Annotated in this window: 26 protein-coding genes; 17 read left to right on the top strand and 9 right to left on the bottom strand. The window is 69.7% G+C overall.

What is annotated here, in order from left to right:
- Nucleotides 1-13: 13 nt before the first annotated feature.
- A complete protein-coding gene (locus KOD61_RS11785; RefSeq protein WP_215218851.1) occupies nt 14-1,030 on the bottom strand; it encodes an alpha-ketoacid dehydrogenase subunit beta in 1,017 nt (338 codons plus the stop codon).
- Nucleotides 1,027-2,100, bottom strand: coding sequence for a pyruvate dehydrogenase (acetyl-transferring) E1 component subunit alpha (pdhA, locus tag KOD61_RS11780; protein ID WP_215218850.1), 1,074 nt, complete (start codon nt 2,098-2,100; stop codon nt 1,027-1,029). Before pdhA ends, KOD61_RS11785 begins: the two co-directional genes overlap by 4 nt.
- Before the next feature lie 190 nt (nt 2,101-2,290).
- Here pdhA and KOD61_RS11775 point away from each other — a divergent pair, with 190 nt between their 5' ends.
- Entirely contained in the window at nt 2,291-3,151 is an 861-nt protein-coding gene (locus KOD61_RS11775) for a tryptophan 2,3-dioxygenase (protein WP_215218849.1), read from the top strand.
- A 184-nt stretch (nt 3,152-3,335) separates the two neighbouring features.
- Complete coding sequence (locus KOD61_RS11770) at nt 3,336-4,928, top strand: peptide MFS transporter (protein WP_251370591.1); 1,593 nt, start codon at nt 3,336-3,338, stop codon at nt 4,926-4,928.
- 55 nt (nt 4,929-4,983) lie between these two features.
- Here the strand turns inward: KOD61_RS11770 and KOD61_RS11765 are convergent, their stop codons facing one another.
- Nucleotides 4,984-5,508, bottom strand: a complete 525-nt coding sequence (locus tag KOD61_RS11765; protein ID WP_215218847.1) for a MarR family winged helix-turn-helix transcriptional regulator — start codon at nt 5,506-5,508, stop codon at nt 4,984-4,986.
- 111 nt (nt 5,509-5,619) lie between these two features.
- On the opposite strand from KOD61_RS11765, the gene hppD reads away from it, so the two are divergent.
- The 6 genes from hppD to KOD61_RS11735 all read left to right on the top strand — a co-directional run bounded on the left by hppD (nt 5,620) and on the right by KOD61_RS11735 (nt 11,955).
- Nucleotides 5,620-6,705 (top strand): 4-hydroxyphenylpyruvate dioxygenase, encoded by a 1,086-nt coding sequence (hppD, locus tag KOD61_RS11760; protein ID WP_215218846.1) that lies wholly within the window; start codon nt 5,620-5,622, stop codon nt 6,703-6,705.
- Nucleotides 6,706-6,719: 14 nt separating this feature from the next.
- Nucleotides 6,720-8,015: a homogentisate 1,2-dioxygenase gene (gene hmgA / locus KOD61_RS11755; RefSeq protein WP_215218845.1), complete on the top strand. Its 1,296-nt coding sequence runs from the start codon at nt 6,720-6,722 to the stop codon at nt 8,013-8,015.
- Nucleotides 8,016-8,111: 96 nt separating this feature from the next.
- Nucleotides 8,112-8,780, top strand: coding sequence for a lectin (locus KOD61_RS11750; protein WP_215218844.1), 669 nt, complete (start codon nt 8,112-8,114; stop codon nt 8,778-8,780).
- Between the two features lie 49 nt (nt 8,781-8,829).
- Nucleotides 8,830-9,822: a sodium:calcium antiporter gene (locus KOD61_RS11745; RefSeq protein ID WP_215218843.1), complete on the top strand. Its 993-nt coding sequence runs from the start codon at nt 8,830-8,832 to the stop codon at nt 9,820-9,822.
- Nucleotides 9,823-9,855: 33 nt separating this feature from the next.
- Entirely contained in the window at nt 9,856-11,091 is a 1,236-nt protein-coding gene (gene nhaA / locus KOD61_RS11740; RefSeq protein ID WP_215218842.1) for a Na+/H+ antiporter NhaA, read from the top strand.
- A 3-nt stretch (nt 11,092-11,094) separates the two neighbouring features.
- Nucleotides 11,095-11,955 (top strand): NAD-dependent epimerase/dehydratase family protein, encoded by an 861-nt coding sequence (locus tag KOD61_RS11735; RefSeq protein ID WP_215218841.1) that lies wholly within the window; start codon nt 11,095-11,097, stop codon nt 11,953-11,955.
- 10 nt (nt 11,956-11,965) lie between these two features.
- Here KOD61_RS11735 and KOD61_RS11730 read toward each other — a convergent pair whose 3' ends face one another.
- Genes KOD61_RS11730 through KOD61_RS11720 form a run of 3 tightly spaced genes read right to left on the bottom strand, consistent with a single transcriptional unit; the run spans nt 11,966 to nt 14,276 of the window.
- On the bottom strand, nt 11,966-12,853 hold the full coding sequence (locus tag KOD61_RS11730; protein WP_215218840.1) for a DMT family transporter: 888 nt from the start codon (nt 12,851-12,853) through the stop codon (nt 11,966-11,968).
- A gap of 3 nt (nt 12,854-12,856) precedes the next feature.
- Nucleotides 12,857-13,333: an Mpo1 family 2-hydroxy fatty acid dioxygenase gene (locus KOD61_RS11725; protein WP_215218839.1), complete on the bottom strand. Its 477-nt coding sequence runs from the start codon at nt 13,331-13,333 to the stop codon at nt 12,857-12,859.
- A gap of 1 nt (nt 13,334) precedes the next feature.
- Nucleotides 13,335-14,276, bottom strand: coding sequence for a phosphoribosylaminoimidazolesuccinocarboxamide synthase (locus KOD61_RS11720; RefSeq protein WP_215220398.1), 942 nt, complete (start codon nt 14,274-14,276; stop codon nt 13,335-13,337).
- Between the two features lie 172 nt (nt 14,277-14,448).
- Between KOD61_RS11720 and KOD61_RS11715 the strand changes: the two genes are divergently transcribed.
- The 8 genes from KOD61_RS11715 (at nt 14,449) to KOD61_RS11680 (ending at nt 21,626) form a co-directional block, all read left to right on the top strand.
- Nucleotides 14,449-14,784, top strand: a complete 336-nt coding sequence (locus tag KOD61_RS11715) for a J domain-containing protein (protein ID WP_215218838.1) — start codon at nt 14,449-14,451, stop codon at nt 14,782-14,784.
- A gap of 115 nt (nt 14,785-14,899) precedes the next feature.
- Nucleotides 14,900-15,574: a ribulose-phosphate 3-epimerase gene (gene rpe / locus KOD61_RS11710; RefSeq protein ID WP_215218837.1), complete on the top strand. Its 675-nt coding sequence runs from the start codon at nt 14,900-14,902 to the stop codon at nt 15,572-15,574.
- Nucleotides 15,575-15,629: 55 nt separating this feature from the next.
- Nucleotides 15,630-16,655 (top strand): lipid kinase YegS, encoded by a 1,026-nt coding sequence (gene yegS, locus KOD61_RS11705; protein ID WP_215218836.1) that lies wholly within the window; start codon nt 15,630-15,632, stop codon nt 16,653-16,655.
- 112 nt (nt 16,656-16,767) lie between these two features.
- On the top strand, nt 16,768-18,294 hold the full coding sequence (gene trpE, locus KOD61_RS11700; RefSeq protein ID WP_215218835.1) for an anthranilate synthase component I: 1,527 nt from the start codon (nt 16,768-16,770) through the stop codon (nt 18,292-18,294).
- A 1-nt stretch (nt 18,295) separates the two neighbouring features.
- Nucleotides 18,296-18,889, top strand: coding sequence for an anthranilate synthase component II (locus KOD61_RS11695; protein WP_215218834.1), 594 nt, complete (start codon nt 18,296-18,298; stop codon nt 18,887-18,889).
- Between the two features lie 145 nt (nt 18,890-19,034).
- Nucleotides 19,035-20,069: an anthranilate phosphoribosyltransferase gene (gene trpD, locus KOD61_RS11690; protein WP_215218833.1), complete on the top strand. Its 1,035-nt coding sequence runs from the start codon at nt 19,035-19,037 to the stop codon at nt 20,067-20,069.
- A 4-nt stretch (nt 20,070-20,073) separates the two neighbouring features.
- On the top strand, nt 20,074-20,865 hold the full coding sequence (gene trpC / locus KOD61_RS11685) for an indole-3-glycerol phosphate synthase TrpC (RefSeq protein ID WP_215218832.1): 792 nt from the start codon (nt 20,074-20,076) through the stop codon (nt 20,863-20,865).
- On the top strand, nt 20,862-21,626 hold the full coding sequence (locus tag KOD61_RS11680; RefSeq protein ID WP_215218831.1) for a haloacid dehalogenase-like hydrolase: 765 nt from the start codon (nt 20,862-20,864) through the stop codon (nt 21,624-21,626). Before trpC ends, KOD61_RS11680 begins: the two co-directional genes overlap by 4 nt.
- 60 nt (nt 21,627-21,686) lie before the next feature.
- Here the strand turns inward: KOD61_RS11680 and crp are convergent, their stop codons facing one another.
- On the bottom strand, nt 21,687-22,376 hold the full coding sequence (gene crp / locus KOD61_RS11675; RefSeq protein WP_215218830.1) for a cAMP-activated global transcriptional regulator CRP: 690 nt from the start codon (nt 22,374-22,376) through the stop codon (nt 21,687-21,689).
- 153 nt (nt 22,377-22,529) lie between these two features.
- Here crp and speD point away from each other — a divergent pair, with 153 nt between their 5' ends.
- A complete protein-coding gene (gene speD, locus KOD61_RS11670; RefSeq protein WP_215218829.1) occupies nt 22,530-23,321 on the top strand; it encodes an adenosylmethionine decarboxylase in 792 nt (263 codons plus the stop codon).
- Nucleotides 23,322-23,491: 170 nt separating this feature from the next.
- On the opposite strand, the gene coq7 is transcribed toward speD, so the two are convergent.
- Both coq7 and KOD61_RS11660 read right to left on the bottom strand, forming a co-directional pair.
- On the bottom strand, nt 23,492-24,145 hold the full coding sequence (gene coq7 / locus KOD61_RS11665) for a 2-polyprenyl-3-methyl-6-methoxy-1,4-benzoquinone monooxygenase (RefSeq protein WP_215218828.1): 654 nt from the start codon (nt 24,143-24,145) through the stop codon (nt 23,492-23,494).
- Nucleotides 24,142-25,374, bottom strand: coding sequence for a (Fe-S)-binding protein (locus KOD61_RS11660; protein WP_215218827.1), 1,233 nt, complete (start codon nt 25,372-25,374; stop codon nt 24,142-24,144). The genes coq7 and KOD61_RS11660 overlap by 4 nt, the downstream gene beginning before the upstream one ends.
- Between the last annotated feature and the right edge of the window lie 146 nt (nt 25,375-25,520).

The raw sequence follows: 25,520 nt of genomic DNA, 5'->3' as shown, positions 1-25,520 counted from the left end.
GTTGCGGCCGGGCTCAGCCGGCCGCCATCGCGCGCTTGGCGGCGGCGACCACGCGGTCGACGCTCGGCAGGTATTTCATTTCCAGCCGGAACAGCGGGATGTGGGTGTCGTAACCGGTGACGCGCTCGACCGGCGCAAGCAGGTCGTACATCGACTCCTCGGCCAGGCGCGCGGCGATCTCGGCACCGAAGCCGGCGGTCTTGGGCGCCTCGTGCACGATCACGCAGCGGCCGGTCTTCGACACCGATTCGGCGATCGTGGCGAAGTCCAGCGGACGCAGCGTCGCGACGTCGATCACCTCGGCGCTGATGCCTTCGCTTGCCAGCTGTTCGGCGGCCTCCAGCGTCTCCTTGACCTGCGCGCCCCAGGTCACCAGGGTCACGTCGTCGCCGTCGCGCAGCACGTAGCACACGTCCAGCGGCAGCGCCTCGCCGTCGTCGGGCACGTGCTCCTTGTACTGGCGGTAGATGCGCTTGGGCTCGAAGAAGATCACCGGGTCCGGCTCGCGGATCGCCGCCAGCAGCATGCCGTAGGCCCGCTGGGGCGAGGACGGCATCACCACGCGCAGCCCCGGCACGTTGGTGAAGATCGCCTCGTTGGCCTCGCTGTGGTGTTCGGGGGCACGGATGCCGCCGCCCCACGGCACGCGCAGCACCATCGGGCAGTGCAGGCGGCCGCGGGTGCGGTAGCGCATGCGCGCGGCGTGGCAGACGATGAAGTCGACCATCGGGTACATGAAACCATCGAACTGCGCCTCGGCGATCGGCTTCATGCCCTGGCTGGCCATGCCGACCGTGAGGCCGGCGATGGTGGTCTCGTCGAGCGGGGTGTCGATGACGCGCTGGCTGCCGAACTGCGCGTGCAGGCCGGCGGTGGCGCGGAACACGCCGCCGTTGACGCCGACGTCCTCGCCGAGCACGACGACGCTGTCGTCGGCGCGCATCTCATGGGCCATCGCCTGGGTCAGCGCCTCGATAAGCGTGATGGGAGCCGGCGTAGTCGGCGCGGCGGCCTTGTCGTTGCTGCTCATGCCCGGCCCTCCCGTGCGATCGCCTGCTCGCGCTGTGCCAGCAGGTCCGCCGGCGGGTCGGCATAGAGGTGGTCGAACATGGCTTCAACCGGCTGCACCGGGGTCTCCAGGTAGGCGTTGATCTCGACGTCGACCTTGTGGCCGCATTCCTCGATCCACTTGGCTTCCTCGTCCTCGTTCCAGACGCCGGCATCGGTCAGGTAGGTGCGCAGGCGGGTCATCGGCTCGCGGGTCCAGCCGTCCTTGACCTCGGCCTCGTCGCGGTAGCGACTGGCATCGTCGGCGGTGGTGTGGTCGTGCAGGCGGTAGGTCATGAATTCGATCACGCTGCCGCCCTCGCCGCTGCGCGCGCGTTCGGTCGCGCGGCGCATGCCCTCGAGCACGGCGATCAGGTCGTTGCCGTCCACCTGCAGGCAGTGCAGGCCGCCGGCCAGGCCCTTCTGGGCAAGCGTGGCGGCACCGGTCTGCGCATGCCGCGGCACCGAGATCGCCCAGCCGTTGTTGACCACGCACAGCACCAGCGGCGACTTGAACGCACCGCTGGAGTTGAGCGCGGCGTAGAAGTCGGTCTTCGACGAGCCGCCGTCGCCGCAGCAGGCCACCGCGATGCGGTCCTGCCCGCGCAGCTTGAACGACAGCGCCGCACCGGCCGCCATCAGGCACTGGGTCGAGATCGGCACGCACCACGGGTAGTCGTTCTTCGCCTCGGCGAAGTCGTTGCCGCGCTCGTCGCCGCCCCAGTACAGCAGCACCTCGCGCGGCTTCACGCCGCGCATGAACTGCGCGCCGTACTCGCGGTAGCTGGGCGCGAACACGTCCTCGGGCTTCATCGATGCACCGATGCCGACGTGGGTCGCCTCGTGGCCGAGGCTGGCGGCATAGGTGCCAAGCTTGCCGGTGCGCTGCAGCTTGATCGCCTTGCTGTCGAAGGTGCGCACGAACAGCATCTGCTTGAACAGCGGCAGCAGCGCCTTGGGGTCACGGAAGGCTTCGGGCAGTTCGCCGACGGGCTTGCCGTCGGGGCCCAGGTACTGGAGATACTCGATTTCGAACGATGCGGCGACCGTCATTGCACGCGTTCCTCGGTCATGCGAAAGACCTCCGATCATACCGGCCGGGGCGGCAAAAGCCGTTGCGCGATGCGGCAAGTCCGGCGGCCCGTTGCCTGCAGCCGACGCGACCGGCCGCAGGCCTGATCCAGGTCAGGGCGCGCCCGCGCCGGCGCGTGCGATACCCTTTCGCCCCCTGCAGGAGCACCCGATGAGCGTCGACAAGAACGAGCGTGCGCTGGAAACCGGCATCCATACCGACCTGTCCGGACGACTGAGCTACGGCGGCTACCTGCGGTTGGACCGCCTGCTCGATGCCCAGCACCCGCTGTCGGACCCGGCCGAGCACGACGAACTGCTGTTCATCGTGCAACACCAGGTCTCGGAACTGTGGATGAAGCTGATGATCCACGAGCTCAAGGCGGCCACCGTGCACCTGCGCGCCGACGAGCTGGGCAGCTGCCAGAAGATCTTCGCGCGCTGCAAGCAGGTGCTGCGCCAGCTGACCGAGATGTGGTCGGTGCTGGAAACGCTGACGCCGTCGGACTACATGCGCTTCCGCGACATCCTCGGGCCGTCGTCGGGGTTCCAGTCGCTGCAGTACCGCACGATCGAGTTCCTGCTGGGCAACAAGAACGCCGCGATGCTGAAGGTCTTCGCGCACGACCCGGCGGCGGAGGCCTCGCTGCGCGAAGTGCTGGAGGCGCCGAGCCTGTACGACGAGGCGCTGCGGTTCCTGGCGCGCAACGGCCACGCGGTGCCGCCGCGGCTGGTCGAGCGGGACTGGTCGCGCCCGCACGTGTCCGAGCCGGAGCTGCTGCCGGTGTTCGAGCGGATCTACGAGGACCCGGACGCCCACTGGGCCGCCTACCACCTGCTGGAGGACCTGGTGGACCTGGAAAGCCAGTTCCAGCTGTGGCGCTTCCGCCACATGCGCACGGTGATGCGCATCATCGGCTTCAAGCGCGGGACCGGTGGTTCGTCGGGCGTGGGGTTCCTCAAGCAGGCGCTGGACCTGACCTTCTTCCCCGAGCTGTTCGAGGTCCGTACCTCGATCGGCGCCGGCCGCTGACGGTGTTGCGGCGCAGCATGCGCTGAGGCATGGAGCGCATTCATTTGACGTGCTTGTTACCTAGCGGTTAAACCTTTCCCGTTTTCGCCCCTGCCGGGGAATCATCCCGGCTGCGGGGATTGCCATGAGACCGCCCAGCAGGGCGGCAACCGACAAGACATCCTTCAGGGGAGAGAGACCACCAGTGGCCACCAATCCAATCGCGGTCGGGGAAAAGACCTTCCTCGGCCATCCGCGCGGTCTGTTCATGCTGTTCTTCGCCGAGATGTGGGAGCGCTTTTCCTACTACGGCATGCGCGCACTGCTGGTGCTGTACCTCACCAAGCACTGGCTGTTCTCCGATGGCGAGGCCTCGATGGTCTACGGCGCGTACACCGCGCTCGTCTACATCACCCCCGTCATCGGTGGTTACCTTGCCGACAAGTACCTGGGCCAGCGCAAGGCGGTGCTGTACGGCGCCGTGCTGCTGACCTTCGGCCACTTCCTGATGGGCTTCGAGGGCGACGGTGGCGGCGACAGCCCCGCGTTGAACGCGTTCTGGCTCGCGCTGGCGTTCATCATCGTCGGCTCGGGCTTCCTCAAGGCCAACATCTCGGTGATGGTCGGCCAGCTCTATCCGCGCACGGACGTGCGTCGTGATGGCGCGTACACGATCTTCTACATGGGCATCAACCTGGGTGCGTTCCTGGGTTCGCTGCTGTGCGGCTACCTGGGCGAGACCTACGGCTGGAAGTACGGCTTCGGCGCCGCCGGCATCGGCATGCTGCTGGGCCTGATCGTGTTCGTGATCGGCAAGCCGCTGCTGCAGGGCAAGGGCGAGTCGACCGATCCGGCGCGCCTGCGCCAGCGCACGGCCGGCCTCCCGTTCGAGTGGCTGCTGTACGTGCTGGGCATCGGCATCGTGGTGGTGTGCTGGTGGATGGTGCAGAACCAGGAAGTGGTCGGCTGGGCGCTCGGCGTGACCGGCGCGGTCCTGCTGGGCTACGTCGGCTGGGTCGCCTCGACCCGCCTCGACCGGCACGCGCGCAACCGCATCTTCGCCGCGATGATCCTGATGATCGGCTCGGTGCTGTTCTGGGCCCTGTTCGAGCAGGCCGGCTCCTCGCTGAACCTGTACACCGACCGTTTCGTCGACCGCAACATGTTCGGCTGGGAAGTGCCGGCCTCGATGTTCCAGTCGATCAACGCGATGTACATCATCCTGCTGGCGCCGGTGTTCGCCTGGCTGTGGACGATGCTGGGCCGCCGCGGCCTGGAGCCGTCGGCGCCGGCGAAGTTCGGCCTCGGCATGATCCAGCTGGGCCTGGGCTTCCTGGTGCTGGTGGCCGGCGCGGCCGCGGTCGCCGGCGGCAGCATGACCCCGGTGCTCTTCATCTTCCTGATCTACCTGCTGCACACGATGGGCGAGCTGTGCCTGTCGCCGGTGGGCCTGTCGGCCATGAACCGGCTGGCGCCGGCGCACATGGCCAGCCTGATCATGGGCTGCTGGTTCTTCGCCTCGGCGACCGGCAACTTCGTGGCCGGCCTGATCGCCGCCGCGACCGGTTCGGAAGCCGCCTCGGGTAGCGACGCCGCCCAGGACGTGGTGCTGGACGTGTACTCGACCATCGGCTGGATCGCGGTCGCGGTCGGCGTCGGCTTCCTGCTGGTGTCGCCGCTGATCAAGCGCCTGATGCACCTGGATACGCTGAAGGACGACGACCACCAGCTGGCGGGCGAGGCCGAGCTGGCCGAGCCGGCTGCCGCCGGTACGCGACTGGACGAAGAGCGCCGCTGACCGCGGGCTCCTGGTGACACGAAAACGGCGACCCCCGGGTCGCCGTTTTTTTTGGCTAGCGCCCGACTTCGACCTGCAGTTCGAGCTCGTCCAGGCGGTCGAGCAGGCGGAACAGAAGTCCGCGCTCGGACGCGTCCATCCCCTTGAGCAGGCGCTGCTCGAACTCGATCGCCAGCGGTGCGATCTGGTCATAGACGCGGTACCCGTCCTCGCTCAGCCGCAGCACCGAACGGCGGCGGTCGTCGCCATGCACCTCGCGCTGCAGTCGGCCGGCTTCGACCAGCCGGGCCACTGCACGGCTCACGGCCACCTTGTCCATCGCCGTTCGCTGGGCGACCTCGCCGGCCGACAGGTCGGGGTAGCGTCCGACCACCGCCATCACCCGCCACTCGGTGACCCCGAGCGCGAAACGCTCCGAGTACATCCGGAAGATCGAGTCGCTGACGCGGTTGGACAGCACCGACAGGCGATAAGGCAGGAAGTGCTCGAGATCCAGCTCGACGTGGCGCGCGCCAGCGGCCAGCCGGGCGCCGCCGTCGTCGCGGTCGTGGGGGGGATTGCCGTGGCATGGGTCGTTCATGTTGCGCCGCGCCTTGCCTATGGTTTCATGTGAAACTATAACCCTGCGATGCGGCCGCTGTCGGCCGTACGTTCCATCCACGCTTTTCGAAGCCATTCCCCCGGAGTCCCCATGAGCGCCCAGCCCAACCTCGGCATGCAGGTCACCACTTTCGAGAACCCGATGGGGATCAACGGGTTCGAGTTCGTTGAATTCGCGGCGCCGGCCGGCCAGGGCGCGCGCATGCGCGAGTACCTGGAGAAGCTCGGCTTCACCGCCGTTGCCCGGCATCGCGACCGCGCGATCACCCTGTTCCGCCAGGGCACGATCAACTTCCTGCTCAACGAGGCGCCCGATTCCTTCGCCTCCGACTTCGCCGCCAAGCACGGCCCGTCGGCCTGCGGTTTCGCGATCCGCTTCACCCGTCCGACCGCCGAGGTGCGCGAGCACGTGCTCGCCAACGGTGGCGAGAAGGCCGACCTCAAGCCCGAGACCGGCGCGTTGCAGGGCCACGCCATCAAGGGCATCGGCGACTGCATGCTGTACCTGGTCGACGACGCCAACGCCGACATCTACGCCGACTACGAGCCGCTGCCGGGTGTCGACCAGCACCCGCGCGGCTTCGGCCTGACCTTCATCGACCACCTGACCCACAACCTGTTCCTCGGGAACATGCAGAAGTGGTCGGACTACTACGAGAAGCTGTTCAACTTCCGCGAGATCCGCTACTTCGACATCAAGGGCAGCAAGACCGGCCTGCTGTCGAAGGCGATGACGGCGCCGGACGGCATCGTGCGCATCCCGCTCAACGAGTCGAGCGACGAGAAGAGCCAGATCAACGAGTACCTGCGCGACTACAAGGGCGAGGGCATCCAGCACATCGCGCTGTTCACCGACGACATCTACGAGTCGGTGGAGAAGATGCGCGAGGCCGGGATCGAGTTCCTCGACACCCCCGACACCTACTTCGAGGTGATCGACCAGCGCGTCCCGAACCACGGCGAGGACGTGCCGCGCCTGGCCCGGAACAAGATCCTGCTCGACGCCGACATGGAGACCAAGTCGCGCCTGCTGCTGCAGATCTTCACCACCAACGCGTTCGGCCCGATCTTCTTCGAGATCATCCAGCGCAAGGGCAACGAGGGCTTCGGCGAGGGCAACTTCCAGGCGCTGTTCGAGTCGATCGAACGCGACCAGATGAAGCGCGGCGTGCTCTGAGCAGGCGGCCGGCGATGGAATCGAACGGCTACCAATCGGGCTTCGGCAACGAGTTCGCCACCGAGGTCGTCGCCGGCACGCTGCCGGTCGGGCGCAACTCGCCGCAGCGGGTCGCGCATGGCCTCTACGCCGAGCAGCTTTCCGGCACGGCGTTCACCGCGCCGCGCAGCCACAACCGGCGCAGCTGGCTGTACCGGATGCGGCCGGCGGCGGTACACGGGTCGTTCCAGCCGTTCTCGCAGCCGCGGCTGCACAACGACTTCGATGCCGGCCCGGTGAACCCGGACCAGATGCGCTGGGACCCGTTGCCGATGCCGGCGGCGGATGCGCGGGTCGATTTCGTCGACGGACTGTTCACCATGGCCGGCAACGGCGGCCCGGCCGCGATGACCGGCATCGGCGTGCACCTGTACGCCGCCAACGCCTCGATGGACGGCCGGTTCTTCTACGATGCCGACGCCGAATTGCTGGTGGTCCCGCAGCAGGGCCGGCTGCACATCGCCACCGAACTGGGCGTGCTGGACGTGGAGCCGCAGGAGATCGCAGTGATCCCGCGCGGCGTGCGCTTCCGGGTCGAACTACCGGATGGCGCCGCCCGCGGCTACGTCTGCGAGAACTTCGGCGCGCTGTTGCGGCTGCCCGACCTCGGGCCGATCGGCAGCAACGGGCTGGCCAACCCGCGCGACTTCCTGACCCCCAACGCCGCCTGCGAGGATCTCGAAGGCGACTTCGAGCTGGTCGCCAAGTTCCAGGGCCACCTGTGGCGCGCCGACATCGGCCACAGCCCGCTCGACGTGGTGGGCTGGCACGGCAACTACGCGCCGTACAAGTACGACCTGCGCCGCTTCAACACCATCGGCTCGATCAGCTACGACCACCCGGACCCGTCGATCTTCCTGGTGCTGCATTCGGCCAGCGACACGCCGGGCACGAGCAACATGGACTTCGCGATCTTCCCGCCACGCTGGCTGGTCGCGCAGGACACGTTCCGTCCGCCGTGGTTCCACCGCAACATCGCCAGCGAGTTCATGGGCCTGATCCACGGCGCCTACGACGCCAAGGCGGAGGGCTTCGTGCCCGGCGGCGCCAGCCTGCACAACTGCATGACCGGCCACGGCCCGGACGCGGCGACCTTCGACAAGGCCAGCCACGCGGACCTGTCGAAGCCGGACGTGGTGCAGGACACCATGGCCTTCATGTTCGAGGCCCGCGCGGTGATCCGTCCGACCCGGCAGGCAGTGGAAGCAGGGCACCGGCAGCGCGGCTACCAGGACTGCTGGACGGGGCTGGGCAAGCACTTCAAGGCCTGACGACCGGCCAAACGAACGCGCGGCAACTGCCGCCGTTCGCGCCGTGTTGACGAGCGCACGCCGAGCATCGGCCGCGGTCCACGCCCGGTCTGCCGCATGTCTTTCAACCACCTGCCGCTCCTGTTCGGCACCTGCCTGCTCGTGCTCGCCGTCGGCGGCTGCTCGGATGACGTAGCCGAACCCGACGCTGCGGGCGGCGGATCCGGCATCGCCGCCGACGATCCGCCCGCGACGATCGACCCGCTCCTGCCGCCCGGCACGGAAGCTCCTGCCGGGGCACCTGCCGGGAGTCCGGCTGGCGGCACCGGCGCGCCGACACATGCGGCGCGCTTCGACGGCTACGGGCCGGCCCGTTTCGGGATGGGCGCCGACGCCGTGCGTGCCGCCTGGGCCGGCGAGCTGGACGGCGGCCCGGGCGAGGGCGCGGCGTGCTTCCACCTGAGTCCGGCCGAGCAGCCCGATGAAGCGCACTTCGCGCTGATGTTCGGCGACGGCGATTTCGTCCGCTACTCGGTCGACAACGAGCGCATGACTGCGCCCGGTGGCGGCCGCGCCGGCATGGACGAGGCGCAGCTGGAGGGCCTGTACGGCCCGCTCGAAGACCGTGGCCCGCACAAATATGTCGACGGCGGCGAGTACCTGCGCGTCGCCGACCCCGCCGGCAGCAAGGCCGTGCTTGTATTCGAAACCGACGCCGACGACGTGGTCAGCGAGTGGCGGGTCGGCCTGCCGCCGCATGTCGACTACGTCGAAGGTTGTTCCTGAGCCCGCCCCCGGGCCTAGAATCGGGCCGGGGACCCATGGAGATCGACTGATGCTGGCAGCGCTTGGCTTGTTCGTGCTGGGACTGGTGCTGCTTGCACTGGGCGGTGATTCGCTGGTCAAGGGTGCCTCGGGGCTGGCCCGCCGCGGCGGCGTGTCGCCGTTCGTGACCGGCCTGGTGCTGGTCGCGTTCGGAACCTCGCTGCCGGAAATCGCGGTGAACCTCCACGCGATCGCACGCGGCGTACCCGACCTCGCGCTCGGCAACGCGATCGGCAGCAACGTCGTCAACTTCGGGCTCACCCTCGGCCTGGCCGCGCTGGCCGCCCCGCTGCTGGTGCACTGGCGCGCGCTCAACCCGCTGCTGCTGGTGCTGGTCGCAGGCACGGCGGCGTTGATCGTGTTCGGGCTGGACGGGTCGGTCTCGCGCATCGAGGGCGGCGTGCTGGTGGCCGCCTTCGTGGCCACGCTCGCCTTTGCCCTGTCCAGGGCCAGCAACGAGACGCCCGAGCTGCAGGCCGAACTGGAAGGCTTTTCCAGCACCGGCACCGATCTCGGGCTGAACCTGCTGCGCTTCGCGATCGCGCTGGTGCTGCTGTACTTCGGGTCGCGGCTGGTGGTGGTCAACGCGCTGACGCTCGGCGCGGGCTGGGGGCTGTCGCCGCTGCTGGCCGGCCTGGTGCCGGTGGCGATCGGCTCCGCGCTACCGGAAGTCGCCGCCGCCATCGCGGCTGCGCGGCGTGGGCAGGGCGACATCGTGGTCGGCCACGTGATCGGCTCCAGCCTGTTCAACCTGCTGGTGATCGTCGGCGCGATGGCACTGTGGCAGCCGGTCGTGCTCCCGGGACTGCTGGTGCGCTACGCCTTGCCGGCCGCGCTGGCGTTCGCCCTGGTGATCTACCCCATGCTGCGAGGCGACCTGCGTATCGGCCGCGGCGAGGGCGGGGTGCTGCTGGTGGGCTTCGCGGTTTGGCTGGCGTTCGAGCTGCTCCTCGTCGGCAGCGCTGCCGGCGTTGCCGCCACCGGGGGCACAGGCGCGGGCTGATTGATCCCGCCGGAGCGTTGTTAGACTGGGTGAATGACCGAATCCCGATCCCAGTCCCCCCGACCGTTTTCGCTGCGTGCGGCCAATGCGCTGGCGCGATTCCTGCACCTGGAGGCCGCCGGCGGCATCCTGCTGATCGGCGCCGCCGTACTGGCGATGATCTTCGCCAACTCCGCGCTGGAAGAGGTATACGAGGGCTTCCTCGAGCTGCCGGTGCAGGTGCGCGTAGGCGAGCTGGACATCGCCAAGCCGGCGCTGCTCTGGATCAACGACGGCTTGATGGCGATCTTCTTCCTGCTGGTCGCGCTGGAGATCAAGCGCGAAGCACTGACCGGACAGCTGGCCGGCCGATCGCAGCTGGTGCTGCCGCTGGTCTGCGCGACCGGTGGCGTCATCGTCCCGGCGCTGATCTTCTTCGGGCTGAACCATGGCGACCCGGAGGCCATGCGCGGCTGGGCGGTGCCGACCGCGACCGACATCGCGTTCGCACTCGGCGTGCTGGCACTGCTGGGGTCGCGCGTGCCGGTGGGGATGAAGCTGTTGCTGTCGACCATTGCCGTGGTCGACGACCTCATCGCGATCGTGATCATCGCGCTGTTCTATTCGCACGGGCTTTCGCTGACCGCGCTGGCGTGGGCCGGCGCCGCGCTGGCGCTGATGTGGCTGCTCAACCGGCGTGGCGTCACGGCGTTGACGCCCTACCTGCTGCTTGGCGTCGTGCTGTGGATCTGCGTGCTCAAGTCCGGCGTGCACGCGACGCTGGCCGGCGTGGCAACCGGCCTGATGATCCCGCACGTGAACCCGCGCAACGACATCGACGATGAAGTCGAGCACTCGCCGCTGGAGCACCTCGAGCACGCGCTGCACCCCTGGGTCGCGTTCGCGATCCTGCCGGTGTTCGCGTTCGCCAACGCCGGCCTCGCGCTCGGTGACCTGAGCCTCGAGGCGGCATTCGCGGCGGTGCCGATGGGCATCGCGCTCGGCCTGGTGGTCGGCAAGCCGATCGGCATCGTCGGTGCCGCCGTGTCAATGCGCGCGCTGGGTTGGGCGCGCTTCCCGGAGGGCATGGACCTGCGCGCGATGGTCGGGCTGGGCGTGCTGTGCGGTATCGGTTTCACGATGAGCCTGTTCATCGCGTCGCTGGGCTACCGCGACCCGCTCAACTACGAGGCCGCGGTGCTGGGCGTGCTGTGCGCCTCGGTGATCGCCGCCGTGCTTGGCTACAGCTGGCTGCGGATAGTGCTGCCGGCTCGCGGCCGGAACGGCTGACGCGTGCGTTCGGCGCTGGTCTTCGGCGGCAGCGGCCAGATCGGCCAGCCGCTGATCCAACGCCTGCGCGCGGGCGGCTGGCACGTCACCGCGCTGTCGCGGTCGCCGCAGCGCGGTGACGCCAGGCTGCGCTGGCTGTCCGGCGGATTCGAAGCGATGCCGCCGTTGCCGGCACAGTTCGACGCGATCATCAGCGCGGGCCCGCTCGACCACTTCGCCGGCTGGTATGCGGGGGGCGGCGTGGCGACGCCACGGGTGGTCGCCTTCGGGTCCACCAGCCTGGACACCAAGCGCGGGTCCGGTGACCCGGCCGAGCGCGGGCTGGCCGGGCGGCTGAAGCAGGGCGAGGACAGCGTTTTCACCACCGCAGCCTCCCGGGGCGAAGCGGCGACGCTGCTCCGGCCCACCCTGGTCTATGGCCGCGGGCGCGATGCCAGCCTGAGCCGGATCGCGGCCCTGGCGCGGCGGACCGGGGTGTTCCCGCTGCCGCGAGGTGCCCGCGGCCTGCGCCAACCCGTGCATGTCGAGGACCTCGCCGACGCGGCGCTGGCGTGCCTGGACGCGCCTGCCACCCACGGACGCGCCTACGCGCTGCCCGGCGGCGAGACCCTGCCGTACCGCGAGATGGTCGCGCGGGTGCTTGCCTGCCTGCAGCCGCCGGCGCGCCTGGTCGAGTTGCCGGCGCCACTGTTCGCCGCGGCGCTGTGGCTGGCGCGGCGCACCGGCCGCGCGAGTGAGCTGGGCGACGCCGCCATCGACCGGATGCGCCAGGACCTGGTGTTCGATGCCGCGCCCGCCGCACGGGACTTCGGCTATGCGCCGCGGCCGTTCCGGCCACAGAGGGCGATATTCGCACGCGACTGACCGCGCCGGCTCAGACTTCCCGCGTCGGCGGCAACGACCGTGCTTTCTGCAGCGCCCGCAGCGCGACGCCGAGCACGCCGCCCAGCACCATCGCGCCGCCGATGAACAGCCGCGGCCCCGGACGGTCGCCCCAGAACGCGATGCCCAGCCCGACAGCCAGCACCGGCACCAGCAGCAGCCACGGGGTGACCTGGGCGACCGGATGCTTCTGCACCAGCACGTAGTACAGGCCGTGGCCGAGCAGCGACGATATGAACGCCGCATACGCCACCCCGACCCACGCCACCCAGCTGGCCGATGGCAACGCCGCCAGCGCGCCCGGCTCCAGCCACGCGCTGATGGCCAGCAGCGGGAATGTCGCCACCAGTGCCGTCCAGCCCTGCATCGCGAACGCATCCAGCCCGCGCAGGCCCTTCATCAGCACCGTGCCGACCGCCAGGAACAGCGCGGCCAGCAGCATGAAGGCCAGCGCCAGTGGGTCGTCCAGCACCAGCGGGTCGAACCCGAGCACCAGCACGCCGCCGAAGCTCACCGCAATCGCCAAGCCGGTGCGCCAGGCGAACTTCTCGCCCAGCACCAGCCACGCCAGCAGCGCGGTCATCGGGATGTAGCTCTGGACGACGATCGCGGGCGAGGACAGGTCGCCGGCCATCTTCAGCGCGACGAAGCTCAGGCCGAAGTGCAGCACGCCCAGGCACACGCACACCGCCAACAGGCGCGGCCATTGGCCGGGCGCCGGACGCTTGAGCCAGAACAGCAGCGGCAGCCCGAGTGCGATGAACCGCAGCGCGGTGAACAGGAACGGCGGGATCTCGCGCAGCGCGTAGGCCGAGGTCAGGAAGTTGCCGGCCCAGGCCACGCAGACCAGCAGCACCAGGGCGATGTCGCGCGGCGACACGGGTCAGTAGGACCAGCCGAGCCGGCGGTATAGCTTGGCCAGCACCCACGCGGGGCCGATCAGCAGGTAGGTCAGGTCGGTCAGGAAGCTCGGCCGGCGGCCCTCGATCCGGTGGCCGAGGAACTGCCCGATCCACGCCACCACGAACACCGCCACCCCCGTCCACAGCAGCGGCGCGGTGCCCCAGGCGTCATGGATCGCGCGGCATGACAGCGCCATCAGCACGAACATCGCCAGCATCCCGAGCCCGAGCGGGCGCGACTGGCGGTAGTAGAACAACGTGGCCGCGAACATCGGCAGCGCCGCCCAGAAGCCGGCCCGGAACCAGGTGCCGGGCGCAGGGATGCACCACAGCAGCGCGATGATGCTCCACACGATCGCCGGCACGCAGACCACGTGGATCAGCTGGTTGGTGCCGTTGCGGTGGTCGCCGGAGTAGCTCGCGAACCAGCGGTCGATCGGGCGGTGGGCGGTGGCCATGTCAGTCCGTGCCGATCCCGGCCAGCTTCCACAGCGCATCGGCATAGCGCGCGCGGGTGCGCTCGATCACTTCGGACGGCAGGCGCGGACCCGGCGGCGTCTTGTCCCAGTCGAGCGTCTCCAGGTAGTCGCGCACGATCTGCTTGTCGTAGCTCGGCGGGCTGGTGCCGACCCGGTACTCGTCGGCCGGCCAGTAGCGCGAGGAGTCCGGCGTCAGCATCTCGTCCATGACGTACAGCCGGCCATCGGCGTCGGTGCCGAACTCGAACTTGGTGTCGGCCAGCAGGATCCCGCGCTCGGCCGCGTAGCTGGCGGCATAGCGGTACAGGCGCAGGGTGGCGTCGCGCACGGCTTCGGCCAGCTCGGCGCCGCACAGCCGCACGGCGGTGTCGAAGTCGATGTTCTCGTCGTGGTCGCCGACGGCGGCCTTGGTCGACGGGGTGAAGATCGGTTCTTCCAGCTGCTGCGCCTGGCGCAGGCCGTCGGGCAGGGCGATGCCGCTGATCCGGCCGGTGCGCTGGTAGTCCTTCCAGCCGCTGCCGATCACGTAGCCGCGCGCGATGCACTCGATCGGCACCGGCTTGAGGCGCTTGGTGACCACCGCGCGCCGCAAGTACGGTGCCGGATCGACCCCGTCGGGCAGCACCGCGGCGACATCGATGCCGGTCAGGTGGTTGGCGACGATGTGGTCGGTCCGCGCGAACCAGAAGTTGCTGATCTGGCAGAGCATCTCGCCCTTGCCGGGGATCGGGTCGGGCAGCACCACGTCGAACGCGCTGAGCCGGTCGGTGGCGACCATCAGCAGGTAGTCCCCGGGGGGCGTGCCCGCCGGCAGGCGGTCGTGCGGCAGGTCGAAGACGTCCCGGACCTTGCCGCGGTGGCGCAGCGGCAGGCCGGGCAGGTCGGATTCGGAGAGCGCGGGTCGGAGCACGGTGGTGGACAACATCGGATCCCTGGATGGCACGCGTGGCACGGGTCCCGCCGTCGCAATCCGCACCGGTGGTCGCGCGCGTGCGCGACGGGGCCGGGCAGTGTACGCCGGCGCGTCGCCGGCTGCAGGTAGACTGGCAGGCCTCGCCGGGCGTGGGTGCGCCGGCAACGCGACGGGAGAGCCGATGGGGCGCTGGTACGGCAAATTGCTGGGAGTGTTCGCCGGTGCCGCGCTGCTGCGCGTCAACCCGCTGCTGGGTGCGCTGATCGGCCTGCTGGTCGGCCATGCCTTCGATGCGGACTGGTTCCGGCTCCGGCGCGACGACCCCTACGCAGTGCTCGGCCTGACTTCCGACGCGGGTGACGAGGAGGTCGACCGCGCCTACCGCCGGCTGATCGGCCAGTACCACCCGGACCGTGTGGCCGGCGCCGCCACCGAACTGCGCCAGCAGGCCGAAACCCGTGCGCGCGAGATCAACCGCGCCTACGACCGGATCAAGACGCTGCGTGGGCGCAAGTGAGCCAGCGCATCCCTTTGTTGTAGGAGCGGCTTCAGCCGCGATCGGACATCCGGTCGCCCGTGCCGACTCCACGATCGGGGCTTAAGCCCCTCCTACAAGCCAAGGTGCCTGCCTGATGCAACCGACCGTCATCGCCCCGTCCATCCTCTCGGCCGACTTCGCCCGCCTTGGCGAGGAGGTCGACAACGTCCTCGCCGCCGGCGCCGACTGGGTGCATTTCGACGTGATGGACAACCATTACGTGCCCAACCTGACGATCGGCCCGCTGGTCTGCGAAGCCCTGAGGAAACACGGGGTCACCGCGCCGATCGACGTCCACCTGATGGTGGAGCCGGTCGACCGCATCGTGCCGGACTTCGCCAAGGCCGGCGCGTCGCTGATCAGCTTCCACCCCGAGGCCAGCCGGCACGTCCACCGCACCGTGCAGCTGATCAAGTCGCACGGCTGCAAGGCCGGACTGGTGCTCAACCCGGGCACGCCGGTGGAGGTGCTCGACTACGTGCTCGACGAGCTCGACATGGTGCTGCTGATGTCGGTGAATCCCGGTTTCGGCGGGCAGGCCTTCATCCCGTCCACGCTGGACAAGCTGCGCCGCGTGCGCGAGCGGATCGACGCCAGCGGGCGGTCGATCCGGCTGGAGATCGACGGCGGGGTGAAGGTCGACAACATCGGCGAGATCGCCGCGGCGGGGGCGGACACCTTCGTCGCCGGGTCGGCGATCTTCAACGCCGGCGACTACGCCGACGTGGTGTCCAGGATGAAGGCCGCGGTCGCAGCCGCGCGGGGCTAGAACCCCGGCCGCCGGCTTCACTTCGTCCGCCGGGAAGCGCTGCTAGCCTCGCCGCATGAGCGAACCCGAGACGTCCACCGGCCCGTGCTGGCGGCTGATCCTCAACGGCAAATCGGCCGGCGACGTGGCGTTGCGCGAGGCGGTCGCGGCCATGCGCGACCAGGGCGTCAACCTCAGCGTCCGCGTCACCTGGGAGTCCGGCGATGCCGAGCGCTACGTCGCCGAGGCGCTGGCCGACGGGGTCGACACGGTGATCGCCGCCGGCGGTGACGGGACCCTCAGCGAGGTGGCCACCACGCTCGCCCACCGCGACGAGGACGCCGACGCACTGCCGAGCCTGGCGCTGGTGCCGATGGGCACCGCCAACGATTTCGCCGTCGCCGCGCAGATCCCGCTCGAGGCCGCGGCCGCGCTGGAGCTGGCCCGCACCGGCACCGCCCACGCGATCGACCTCCTGCGCATCGAGAGCCCCGGCAACGTGCACTGGTGCGCCAACGTCGCCAGCGGCGGATTCGGCACCCAGGTGACGGTCGAGACCGACGAAGGCATGAAGAAGATGCTCGGCGGCCTGGCATATCTGATCACCGGCATCGCCCGGCTCGGCCGGATCGATCCGATCCAGGCGCGCATCAGCGCAACCGATCGCACGGGCGAGCCGTTCCGGTGGGAGGGCGGGTTCATCGCGCTGGGCATCGGCAACGGCCGGCAGGCCGGTGGCGGCCAGGCCCTTTGCCCGGATGCGGTGGTCGACGACGACCTGCTCGACCTGACCATCGTCCCGGAGCTCGAGGGCGAGGTCGGCAGCACCCTGGGCGCGCTGCTGTCCGAGGGCAAGCACGCCGCGCTCGAGCGCGTCGCGGTGCGCCGGCAACTGCCGTGGGTGGAGATCGAGGCGCCGGAGCCGTTCACGCTCAACCTCGATGGCGAGCCGGTCGAGTCCAGCCGCTTCCACGTCGCCTGCGTGGCCCGTCGCGTGCGCATGCACCTGCCGCCCGGCTGCCCGCTGCTGCGCCCACCGGGCAACCCGCTGCCGCAATCCGATGACGCGCCGGTGGCCCCGCCCGGGCTCGTGGTCGCGTAGACTGCGCCGATGATTTTCCGGGCAGATCCGCGTTCCTGCATGGCCGACACAGGTTGGCGATGGTGGCTTGCCACCACCGTCCACGCCCCGTCGCATCCCCAGGAAATGCCGCATGACATCGTCCGACGCCACGCCCGATCCGCAACTCGAGCGCTTCCGCCAGCAGGCCGCTGACGGCCACACCCGCATCCCGGTCGTGCGCGAGGTCCATTCCGACCTCGACACCCCGCTGTCGGTCTACCTCAAGCTCGCCGACGGTCCGCACACCTACCTGTTCGAATCGGTGGAGGGCGGCGAGCGGTTCGGCCGCTACTCGATCATCGGCCTGCCGGCGACCCGCTTGTACGCATTCGCCGGGCACACCCTGTACGTCACCGAGCACGGCGAGCTGGTCGATGCACGCGAGGTCGCCGATCCGTTCGCCGAGGTCGAGCGCCTGCGCACGCTGCACTCGGTGCCGGCGATCGAGGGGCTGCCGGGCTTCACCGGCGGCCTGGTCGGCTGGTTCGGATTCGAGTGCGTCGGTTTCATCGAGCCACGGCTGGCGGGCGGCGGTCCCGACGGTGAGGCAAAGCCCGACGAGCTGGGCACGCCCGACATCCTGCTGATGCAGTCCGAACAGCTGGCCGTGTTCGACAACCTCAAGGGCCGGCTGTACCTGATCGTCCACGCCGACCCGGCCGAGCCGCAGGCCTACGCGCGCGCCAACCGCCGGCTCGACCAGCTGGTGCACCGGTTGCGCACCGGCGCGGCGTACCCCGAGACGCTGGACCCCGCCGGGCTGGACGAAGCCGACTTCGTCTCCGGCTTCACCCGCGAAGGCTTCATCGCCGCGGTCGAGCGGTCGAAGGAGTACATCCGCGCCGGCGACATTTTCCAGGTGGTGCTGAGCCAGCGGCTCTCGGTGCCGTTCAAGGCGCGCCCGGTCGACGTCTACCGCGCCCTGCGCGCGCTGAATCCGTCGCCGTACATGTATTTCCTGGACGTCGGCGAGATGCAGGTGGTCGGCTCCTCGCCGGAGATCCTGGTGCGCCTGCAGCACGACGCCGACGGCCGCGGCACCGTCACCGTGCGCCCGATCGCCGGCACCCGCCCGCGCGGAGACACGCCCGAACAGGACAGCGCGCTGGAGGCCGAGCTGCTGGCCGACCCCAAGGAGCGCGCCGAGCACCTGATGCTCATCGACCTGGGCCGCAACGACGTCGGCCGGGTCAGCGAGGCGGGGACCGTCGAGGTCGGCGAGCAGTTCGTGATCGAGCGCTACAGCCACGTGATGCACATCGTCAGCGAGGTCACCGGCACCCTGAAGGACGGCATGAGCTATGCCGACGTGCTGCGCGCGACCTTCCCGGCGGGCACCGTCAGTGGCGCGCCCAAGATCCGCGCGCTCGAGGTCATCCGCGAGCTGGAGCCGGTCAAGCGCAACGTCTACGCCGGCTGCATCGGCTACCTGGGCTGGCACGGCGACGCCGACATGGCGATCGCCATCCGCACCGCGGTGATCCAGGACGGCCGCCTGCACGTGCAGGCCGGTGCGGGCATCGTGTACGACTCCGACCCGGCCAAGGAATGGGACGAGACCATGAACAAGGGACGTGCGCTGTTCCGCGCGGTCGCCGAAGCGGCGCGGGGGCTCTGACGTGCTGCTGATGATCGACAACTACGACAGCTTCACCTTCAACCTCGTGCAGTACCTGCAGGTGCTCGGGGCCGAGGTGAAGGTGGTCCGCAACGACGAGCTGGGCGTCGGGCAGATCGAAGCGCTGGCACCCGACCGGATCGTGATCTCGCCGGGCCCGTGCACGCCGAACGAGGCGGGCGTCTCGCTGGCGGTGATCGAGCGCCTCGGCGCGCGCGTGCCGATCCTCGGCGTCTGCCTCGGCCACCAGGCGATCGGCCAGGCCTACGGCGGCGACGTGGTGCGGGCGAAGCGGATCATGCACGGCAAGACTTCGCCGATCCGCCACCGCGGCCGCGGCGTGTTCGCCGGCCTGCCCGACGGCTACGAGGCGACCCGCTACCACTCGCTGGTGGTCGCGCGCGACAGCGTGCCCGATTGCCTGGAGATCACCGCGTGGACCGAGGACGCGGCCGGCAACGGCGACGCGCCCGTTTTCGACGAAATCATGGGCCTGCGCCATCGCGAGCATCCGGTCGAGGGCGTGCAGTTCCACCCCGAGTCGATCCTCACCGAGCACGGCCATGCGTTGCTGAGGAATTTCCTCGAGCGTTGAGGCAGCGCAGCGCCGTTCCATGTAGGAGCGACGCAAGTCGCGACCCGCCGAACGCGTGAGGCGATGTACAGGTCGCGACCTGCGTCGCTCTTACAGGACCTCCATCCGACACCCGTTCCAACTCCAGCTTTCAGAGACCCCTCCCATGCCCATCACCCCCCAGGAAGCCCTGCAGCGCACGATCGAGCACCGCGAGATCTTCCATGACGAGATGGTCGAGCTGATGCGCAAGATCATGCGCGGCGAGGTCAGCCCGACGATGACCGCGGCGATCCTGACCGGGCTGCGGGTCAAGAAGGAGACCATCGGCGAGATCGCCGGCGCGGCGCGGGTGATGCGCGAGTTCGCGCGCCCGGTCGAGGTGGCCGACCGCCGGCACCTGGTCGACATCGTCGGCACCGGCGGCGACGGCGCCAACACCTTCAACATTTCCACCGCAAGCACGTTCGTGATCGCGGCGGCCGGCGGCCGCGTGGCCAAGCACGGCGGCCGCAGCGTGTCGTCCAGCTCGGGCAGCGCCGATGCATTCGAAGCGCTGGGGGCGTCGATAGAACTGGAGCCGGAACTCGTCGCGCGATGCATCGACCGCACCGGGATCGGCTTCATGTACGCGCCGCTGCACCATCCGGCGATGAAGGCGGTCGCGCCAGTGCGGCGCGAGATGGGCGTGCGCACGATGTTCAACATCCTCGGCCCGCTGACCAACCCCGCCGACGCGCCGGCGGTGCTGATGGGCGTGTTCCACCCCGACCTGGTCGGCATCCAGGTGCGCGTGCTGGAGGAGCTCGGCGCCGAGCGCGCGCTGGTGGTGTGGGGCCGCGACGGCATGGACGAGCTGTCGCTGGGCGCCGGCTCGCTGGTCGGCGAGTTGCGCGACGGCCGGGTCCGTGAGTACGAGGTGCACCCGGAGGATTTCGGCATCGCCATGGCGGCCAGCCGCAACCTGCAGGTGTCCGGCCCGGCCGAGTCGAAGGCGATGGTGCTGCAGGCGCTGGAGAACGTCGACGGGCTGCCGCGCGAGATCGTCGCGCTCAACGCGGGCGCTGCGCTGTACGTAGCGGGCGTGGCCGAGGACATCGCCGACGGCATCGACCGCGCGCGCAAGGCGATCGCCTCGGGCGCGGCGCGGGCGAAGCTGGACGAGTTCGTCGCCACCACGCGCGAACTCGCGGGACAATAGCCGCATGACCGACATCCTCCAGCGCATCCTCGCCCGCAAGCACGAGGAGGTGGAGCAGCGCAGCCGCATCCGCTCGCTCGACAGCGTCCGCAACCGCGCCGCCGGCCAGCCGCCGGCGCGCGGCTTCGTCGAGGCGATCCGCCGCAAGCACGCCAGTGGCGAGGCGGCGGTCATCGCCGAGGTCAAGAAGGCGAGCCCGTCCAAGGGGCTGATCCGGCCCGATTTCGACCCCGCCGCGATCGCCCGCAGCTACGAGGCCGGCGGCGCCGCCTGCCTGTCGGTGCTCACCGACGTCGATTTCTTCCAGGGCAGCAACCGCTACCTGGGCGAGGCGCGCGGAGCCTGCGCGTTGCCGGTGCTGCGCAAGGACTTCATCGTCGACCCGTACCAGGTGTACGAGGCGCGCATGATCGGCGCCGACTGCATCCTGCTGATCGTCGCCGCGCTGGAGGACGCGCCGCTGGTCGAGATGGCCAACCTCGCCCATGAGCTCGGCATGGACGTGCTGGTCGAGGTGCACGACATCGACGAGCTCGAGCGCGCGCTGCAGACCGACTGCGAGCTGATCGGCGTCAACAACCGCAACCTGCGCACGTTCGATGTCTCGCTCGATACCACCCTCGAGCTGGGGCAGGCGGTCCCGCCGGACCGCACGCTGGTCACCGAGAGCGGCATCGCCACCGCCGCGGACGTTGCCCGGCTGCGCGAGGCCGGCGTGGAGACGTTCCTGATCGGTGAATCGTTCATGCGCGAGGCCGATCCCGGCGCCGCCCTGCAACGGCTGTTCGCGCGATGAGCACCGCCGGCCCGGGTCCGCGCAAGGACTACCCGCCCGCCCGCAATGATGCGCCGCTGGTGGTATTCGACTTCGACCACACGCTCTACGACGGCGACTCGGGCGGCCACCTGTTCAAGTGGCTGGTCCGCCGCGCCTGGTGGCGGACGCTGCTGGCGCTGCTGATCGCGCCGGTGTTCGGCCCGATGATCGCGTTCCTGCCCACGCGCCGGGTGGGGATCTCCGGCTTTGTCTGGGCCGGCACTGTCGGCTTCCACGGGCGCCGCGACCTGGACGCGCTGATCGACCGCTACGTGCCGCTGCACGCCGACGGGATCCGCCAGCGGCTGCTGCCGTTCGCGCTGGAGGTGCTGCACCGGCACCGGGTCGACGGCGACCAGGTGGTGATCGCCACCGGCGCACCACCCGAATTGGCCCGCGCGATCCTCGCGTTCGTCGCCCACGAGGACGTGCCGGTGGTCGGCACCCAGGTCGGCCCGCGGTTCGGCGCGGTGGTGGCCATGCGCCACTGCCACAACGAGATGAAGATGACGATGCTGCGCGAGGCCGGCTTCACCGCGCCGGTCGCGATCGCCTACTCCGACAGCACCGCCGACCTGCCGCTGCTGCGCGCTGCCGCCTCGCCGGTGGTGGTAAACCCGAAGGCCGACGGGGTCGAGACGTTCCGGCAGGAACTCCCGCCCGGCACGCCGATCCTCAACTGGGGCTGCCCCGGCCGTGCCGGCGACGCCCCGGCCGCCGACCTGCCGCACGGTTCGTAGAAGCCACAAAACAAAACGGGCGACCCGAAGGCCGCCCGCGATCGTGATGCCTGCCGCGCCTCAGCGCGTGCCGTACAGCACCACCGTCTTGCCGCGTGCATGCAGCTTGCCATCGGCCTGCAGCTTCTTGAGCACGCGCCCGGCCATCTCGCGCGAGCAACCCACCAGCCGCGACAGCTCCTGGCGGGACACCCGCAACTGGGTGCCGTCCGGGTGGCTCATCGCTTCCGGCTCCTTGGCCAGGTCGTGCAGCGCCCGCACGATCCGGTCGGTGACGTCCAGGAAGGCCAGGCGCCCGGCCTTCCTGCTGGTGTCGAGCAGCCGGCGCGAGATCTGCGCGCCGATCGCGTACAGCAGCTTCGGTGCGTCCGGGGCCAGGCGCGACAGCAGCAGGTCGTAGAAGCGCTCGTGGCCGATCTCGGCCAGCTCGCACGGGGTGCGGGTGCGCAGGATCACCTCGCGCTGGTCGTTTTCGATGAACAAGCCCAGCTCGCCGACGAACTCGCCGGGCCCGAAGTAGCCCAGCACCAGCTCGCGGCCGTCGTCTTCCTCGGTGATGATGCTGACCGATCCCGCCACCACGTAATACAGCGTGCTGGCCGGGTCGCCCGGGCGGAACACGTCGGTGCGCGAGGGGTAGCGCCGGCGGTGGCAGTGGGCCAGGAAGCGTTCGATCACGGCCCCGTCGGGCATCAGCGGGCTGTTGGTTCGGCTCAGTGCAGTCAAGGGAACTACCGGGTTGGCGGACATGTGAGTGAAACCTGAATATTCGAGCGAGCTTAGGTCGAAGTGGCGCCGTGAGGCAAATCCTGCCATTGCGGGACAGCTCGCGCAGTGCGGTCATTTTCCCATTACGCCCGATTGCCCCATAATCGCCGCCTGTTCGCCCTATCGGGAAATGCCGTGGTCAAGCCGTTGCCGCGCCTCAGGTTGCAGGGATTCAACAACCTCACCAAGGCGCTCTCGTTCAACATCTACGATGTCTGCTTCGCCGCCTCCGAGGATGAGCGGCAGCGCTACATCGAGTACATCGACGAGGCCTACAACGCCGACCGCCTGACCCAGATCCTGACGGACGTGGCGGACATCATCGGCGCCAACATCCTCAACATCGCGCGACAGGACTACGACCCGCAGGGCGCGTCGGTGACCATCCTCATCTCCGAGGAGCCGGTGATCGACAAGAAGGACGCCAAGGGCGTGATCTCCGATGCGGTGGTCGCGCACATGGACAAGTCGCACATCACCGTGCACACGTATCCGGAGACCCATCCGGACAACGGCATCGCGACCTTCCGCGCCGACATCGACGTGGCCACCTGCGGCGTGATCTCGCCGCTGAAGGCACTCAACTACCTGATCGAGTCGCTCGAGTCCGACATCGTGGTGATGGACTACCGCGTGCGTGGCTTCACCCGCGACATCAAGGGCCGGAAGCACTACATCGACCACAAGATCAACTCGATCCAGGACTACCTGGCCAAGAACATCAAGTCGCGCTACGAGATGCTCGACGTGAACGTCTACCAGGAAAACATCTACCACACCAAGATGCACCTGAAGGAGTTCGACCTCGACCGCTACCTGTTCGAGGAGAAGGCGCGGAACCTGTCGTTCAAGGAGCGCATGAAGATCGAGGCACGGCTCAAGCGCGAGATCGAGGAGCTGTACCACGGGCGCAACCTGGTCGACTGAGGTCGGCCGTCGCCGCATGGTGCAAGAAGGCCGGCAAACGTCGGCCTTTTTTGTTGTCGCGTGAGTCCGTTTGGGTAGGAGCGGCTTGACCCGCGATCGTGGGGCCGGTGCACGCTGTCGGCGATCCGATCGCGGCTGAAGCCGCTCCTACAAAAATGCCCGGTTCCGGCTCAGAGCCGGTAGGCGACCGTCTTCATCAGCTTTGACGCGGCGGCCATCAGTCGCGGGACCGGAAACGGCAGGATCCGTGCGCCCGCCGCCTCGGCGTTGTCGGCGTGCCGGGCCTCGTCGGCCTTCATTACCCCGAGGATCGCGCGGCTGCGGTGGTCGTCGCCGGGCAGCGAGGCCAGGTGCTCGTCGATGTGGGCCTCGACCTGGCGTTCGGTCTCGACCACGAAGCCGAGGTTCCAGCCGTCCCCGCGCAAACCCGCCAGCGCGCCGATCGCGAAGCTGCCGCCGTACCACAGCGGGTTGAGCAGGCTGGGGCGGCTGTCGAGCTCGCGCAGGCGCTCGGCGCACCAGGCCAGGTGGTCGGTCTCTTCCTGTGCCGCTTCCAGCAGGTGCGCGCGGGTGGCCTCGTCGCGGGCGACGGCCGCCTGCCCGCAGTACAGCGCTTGCGCGCAGACCTCGCCGACGTGGTTGATCCGCATCAGGCCGGCGGCATGCCGGCGGTCGGGCTCGTCCATGACGATGTCGGGCTCGCCGGCGCCCGGGTTCGGCCGTTCGGCAACCGGCGCGCCCAGCACGGTTTCCAGCGCGCGCTGCGCGTCATCGAGCAAGCGGTCGAACCGGGACAGGTGGCGGGGCGCGGAAGCGGTGGTCATGGGCGGCGACTCGGCGGAACGGGACGGGGCAATTCTAGGCTGGCGCGATGATCGCCCGGTGCAAGCGGCAGCAGGGCCTCGGCCAGCAGCTCGACCGGATGGAGGACCTGCGCGGAACTGCCGTTGCCCAGGTGCAGCCGGCAGCCGATGTTCGCGCTGAGCAGTCGCGACGCGCCGCTGGCGGCGAACTGTTCGAGCAGTGGCCGGCGGTAGTCGTCGGCGCGGGTGGGGTCGGTCAGCATCGCCGTGCCGGCGGCGCCGCAACATCCGCTGCCGGCATCGAGCTCCACCACCTCCAGCCCGGGGACCGCCGCCAGCAGCCTGCGCAGCGCGGGCACCGAGCGGACGACGTTGCGCTGGGTGCATGGCAGGTGCAGCGCGACCCGCTCGCGCCGCTCGCCGAAGCGCAGGCGAGCGCGGTGCGCGTCGAGGAAGGTGAGCGCATCGACTGTTTCGACCTCCAGCGAAGCCGCGACCGCTTCATGGCAGCCACTGGCCAGGGTCAGCACGGTCGTGCAACCGGCGAACGCGTCGCGGTTGCGGGCGGCCAGCGTGCTCGCCGCGGCCGCGTTGCCGGCGTGTACATGCATGCTGCCGCAGCAGCCCTGCGACGTCGGCGCCACCAGCTCGAATCCCGCGGCAGCGCACAGCCGTGCCAGCGCGTCGCGCGCGGCGGGTTCGTAACGGTCGGCGACGCAGCCCACGAACAGCCCCACGCGGTGACCGCCGCGTACGTCGAGTGGCGGCGTCGCCCCGGCACGAGTCCATGCCGGAGGACGGGGCAGGGCGCGCAGGCCGGCCGGCAGGATCGGGTGGGCGATGCGGTACAGCCGGAGCAGTGCTCGCAGCAATCGCGGCCGCATGACCAGCCACTCGGCCCCACGCTGGCGCAGGTTCGTGCCGCGGCGGGCACGCTGCTGCACGTGGGCCAGGTTCAGCAACGCGCCGTATTCGACTCCGGCCGGGCAGACCGCCTCGCAGTTGCGGCAGCCCAGACAGTGGTCCAGGTGGAGGTCGCCGACGGCCGTGGGTTCGACCGCCCCCAGCGCCCAGGTCCGCGCCAGCGCGATCCGGCCGCGCGGGGATTCCGGCTCAAGCCGGTCGTGGGTGTAGGTCGGGCAGACCGGCAGGCACAACCCGCACTGGACGCAGCGGTCCGCCAGCGCCACGGCTTCGTCCGAGCCCGGCCCGGCCTGCGGGGAAGCCTGAGCGGGCGTGGCGTGGGGCATGCGGCGATGCTAGCATGGGCGGTCCGGTGGCTTGCGGTGTCCCGCGAGTCCCGCTATCATTCCGCCTCTTTCGTTCCGCAGTTGCACGCGGCGCGCCAAACGCGCGGCAAAGTTCCGGTCCGTCCCTTGCGGGACACGCACCCGGA

It is taken from the genome of Lysobacter luteus (assembly GCF_907164845.1).
GTDB lineage: Bacteria > Pseudomonadota > Gammaproteobacteria > Xanthomonadales > Xanthomonadaceae > Novilysobacter > Novilysobacter luteus.
The sequence above is the reverse complement of the archived record's forward strand: the minus strand, read 5'-3'. Positions and strand labels throughout refer to the sequence as shown.

Coding starts and splice junctions, on each gene's coding strand:
- KOD61_RS11785 (WP_215218851.1), bottom strand. CDS start 1,030: ATGAGCAGCAACGACAAGGCCGCCGCGCCGACTACGCCGGCTCCCATC.
- pdhA (WP_215218850.1), bottom strand. CDS start 2,100: ATGACGGTCGCCGCATCGTTCGAAATCGAGTATCTCCAGTACCTGGGC.
- KOD61_RS11775 (WP_215218849.1), top strand. CDS start 2,291: ATGAGCGTCGACAAGAACGAGCGTGCGCTGGAAACCGGCATCCATACC.
- KOD61_RS11765 (WP_215218847.1), bottom strand. CDS start 5,508: ATGAACGACCCATGCCACGGCAATCCCCCCCACGACCGCGACGACGGC.
- hppD (WP_215218846.1), top strand. CDS start 5,620: ATGAGCGCCCAGCCCAACCTCGGCATGCAGGTCACCACTTTCGAGAAC.
- hmgA (WP_215218845.1), top strand. CDS start 6,720: ATGGAATCGAACGGCTACCAATCGGGCTTCGGCAACGAGTTCGCCACC.
- KOD61_RS11750 (WP_215218844.1), top strand. CDS start 8,112: ATGTCTTTCAACCACCTGCCGCTCCTGTTCGGCACCTGCCTGCTCGTG.
- KOD61_RS11745 (WP_215218843.1), top strand. CDS start 8,830: ATGCTGGCAGCGCTTGGCTTGTTCGTGCTGGGACTGGTGCTGCTTGCA.
- nhaA (WP_215218842.1), top strand. CDS start 9,856: ATGACCGAATCCCGATCCCAGTCCCCCCGACCGTTTTCGCTGCGTGCG.
- KOD61_RS11725 (WP_215218839.1), bottom strand. CDS start 13,333: ATGGCCACCGCCCACCGCCCGATCGACCGCTGGTTCGCGAGCTACTCC.
- KOD61_RS11715 (WP_215218838.1), top strand. CDS start 14,449: ATGGGGCGCTGGTACGGCAAATTGCTGGGAGTGTTCGCCGGTGCCGCG.
- rpe (WP_215218837.1), top strand. CDS start 14,900: ATGCAACCGACCGTCATCGCCCCGTCCATCCTCTCGGCCGACTTCGCC.
- yegS (WP_215218836.1), top strand. CDS start 15,630: ATGAGCGAACCCGAGACGTCCACCGGCCCGTGCTGGCGGCTGATCCTC.
- trpE (WP_215218835.1), top strand. CDS start 16,768: ATGACATCGTCCGACGCCACGCCCGATCCGCAACTCGAGCGCTTCCGC.
- trpD (WP_215218833.1), top strand. CDS start 19,035: ATGCCCATCACCCCCCAGGAAGCCCTGCAGCGCACGATCGAGCACCGC.
- trpC (WP_215218832.1), top strand. CDS start 20,074: ATGACCGACATCCTCCAGCGCATCCTCGCCCGCAAGCACGAGGAGGTG.
- KOD61_RS11680 (WP_215218831.1), top strand. CDS start 20,862: ATGAGCACCGCCGGCCCGGGTCCGCGCAAGGACTACCCGCCCGCCCGC.
- crp (WP_215218830.1), bottom strand. CDS start 22,376: ATGTCCGCCAACCCGGTAGTTCCCTTGACTGCACTGAGCCGAACCAAC.
- coq7 (WP_215218828.1), bottom strand. CDS start 24,145: ATGACCACCGCTTCCGCGCCCCGCCACCTGTCCCGGTTCGACCGCTTG.
- KOD61_RS11660 (WP_215218827.1), bottom strand. CDS start 25,374: ATGCCCCACGCCACGCCCGCTCAGGCTTCCCCGCAGGCCGGGCCGGGC.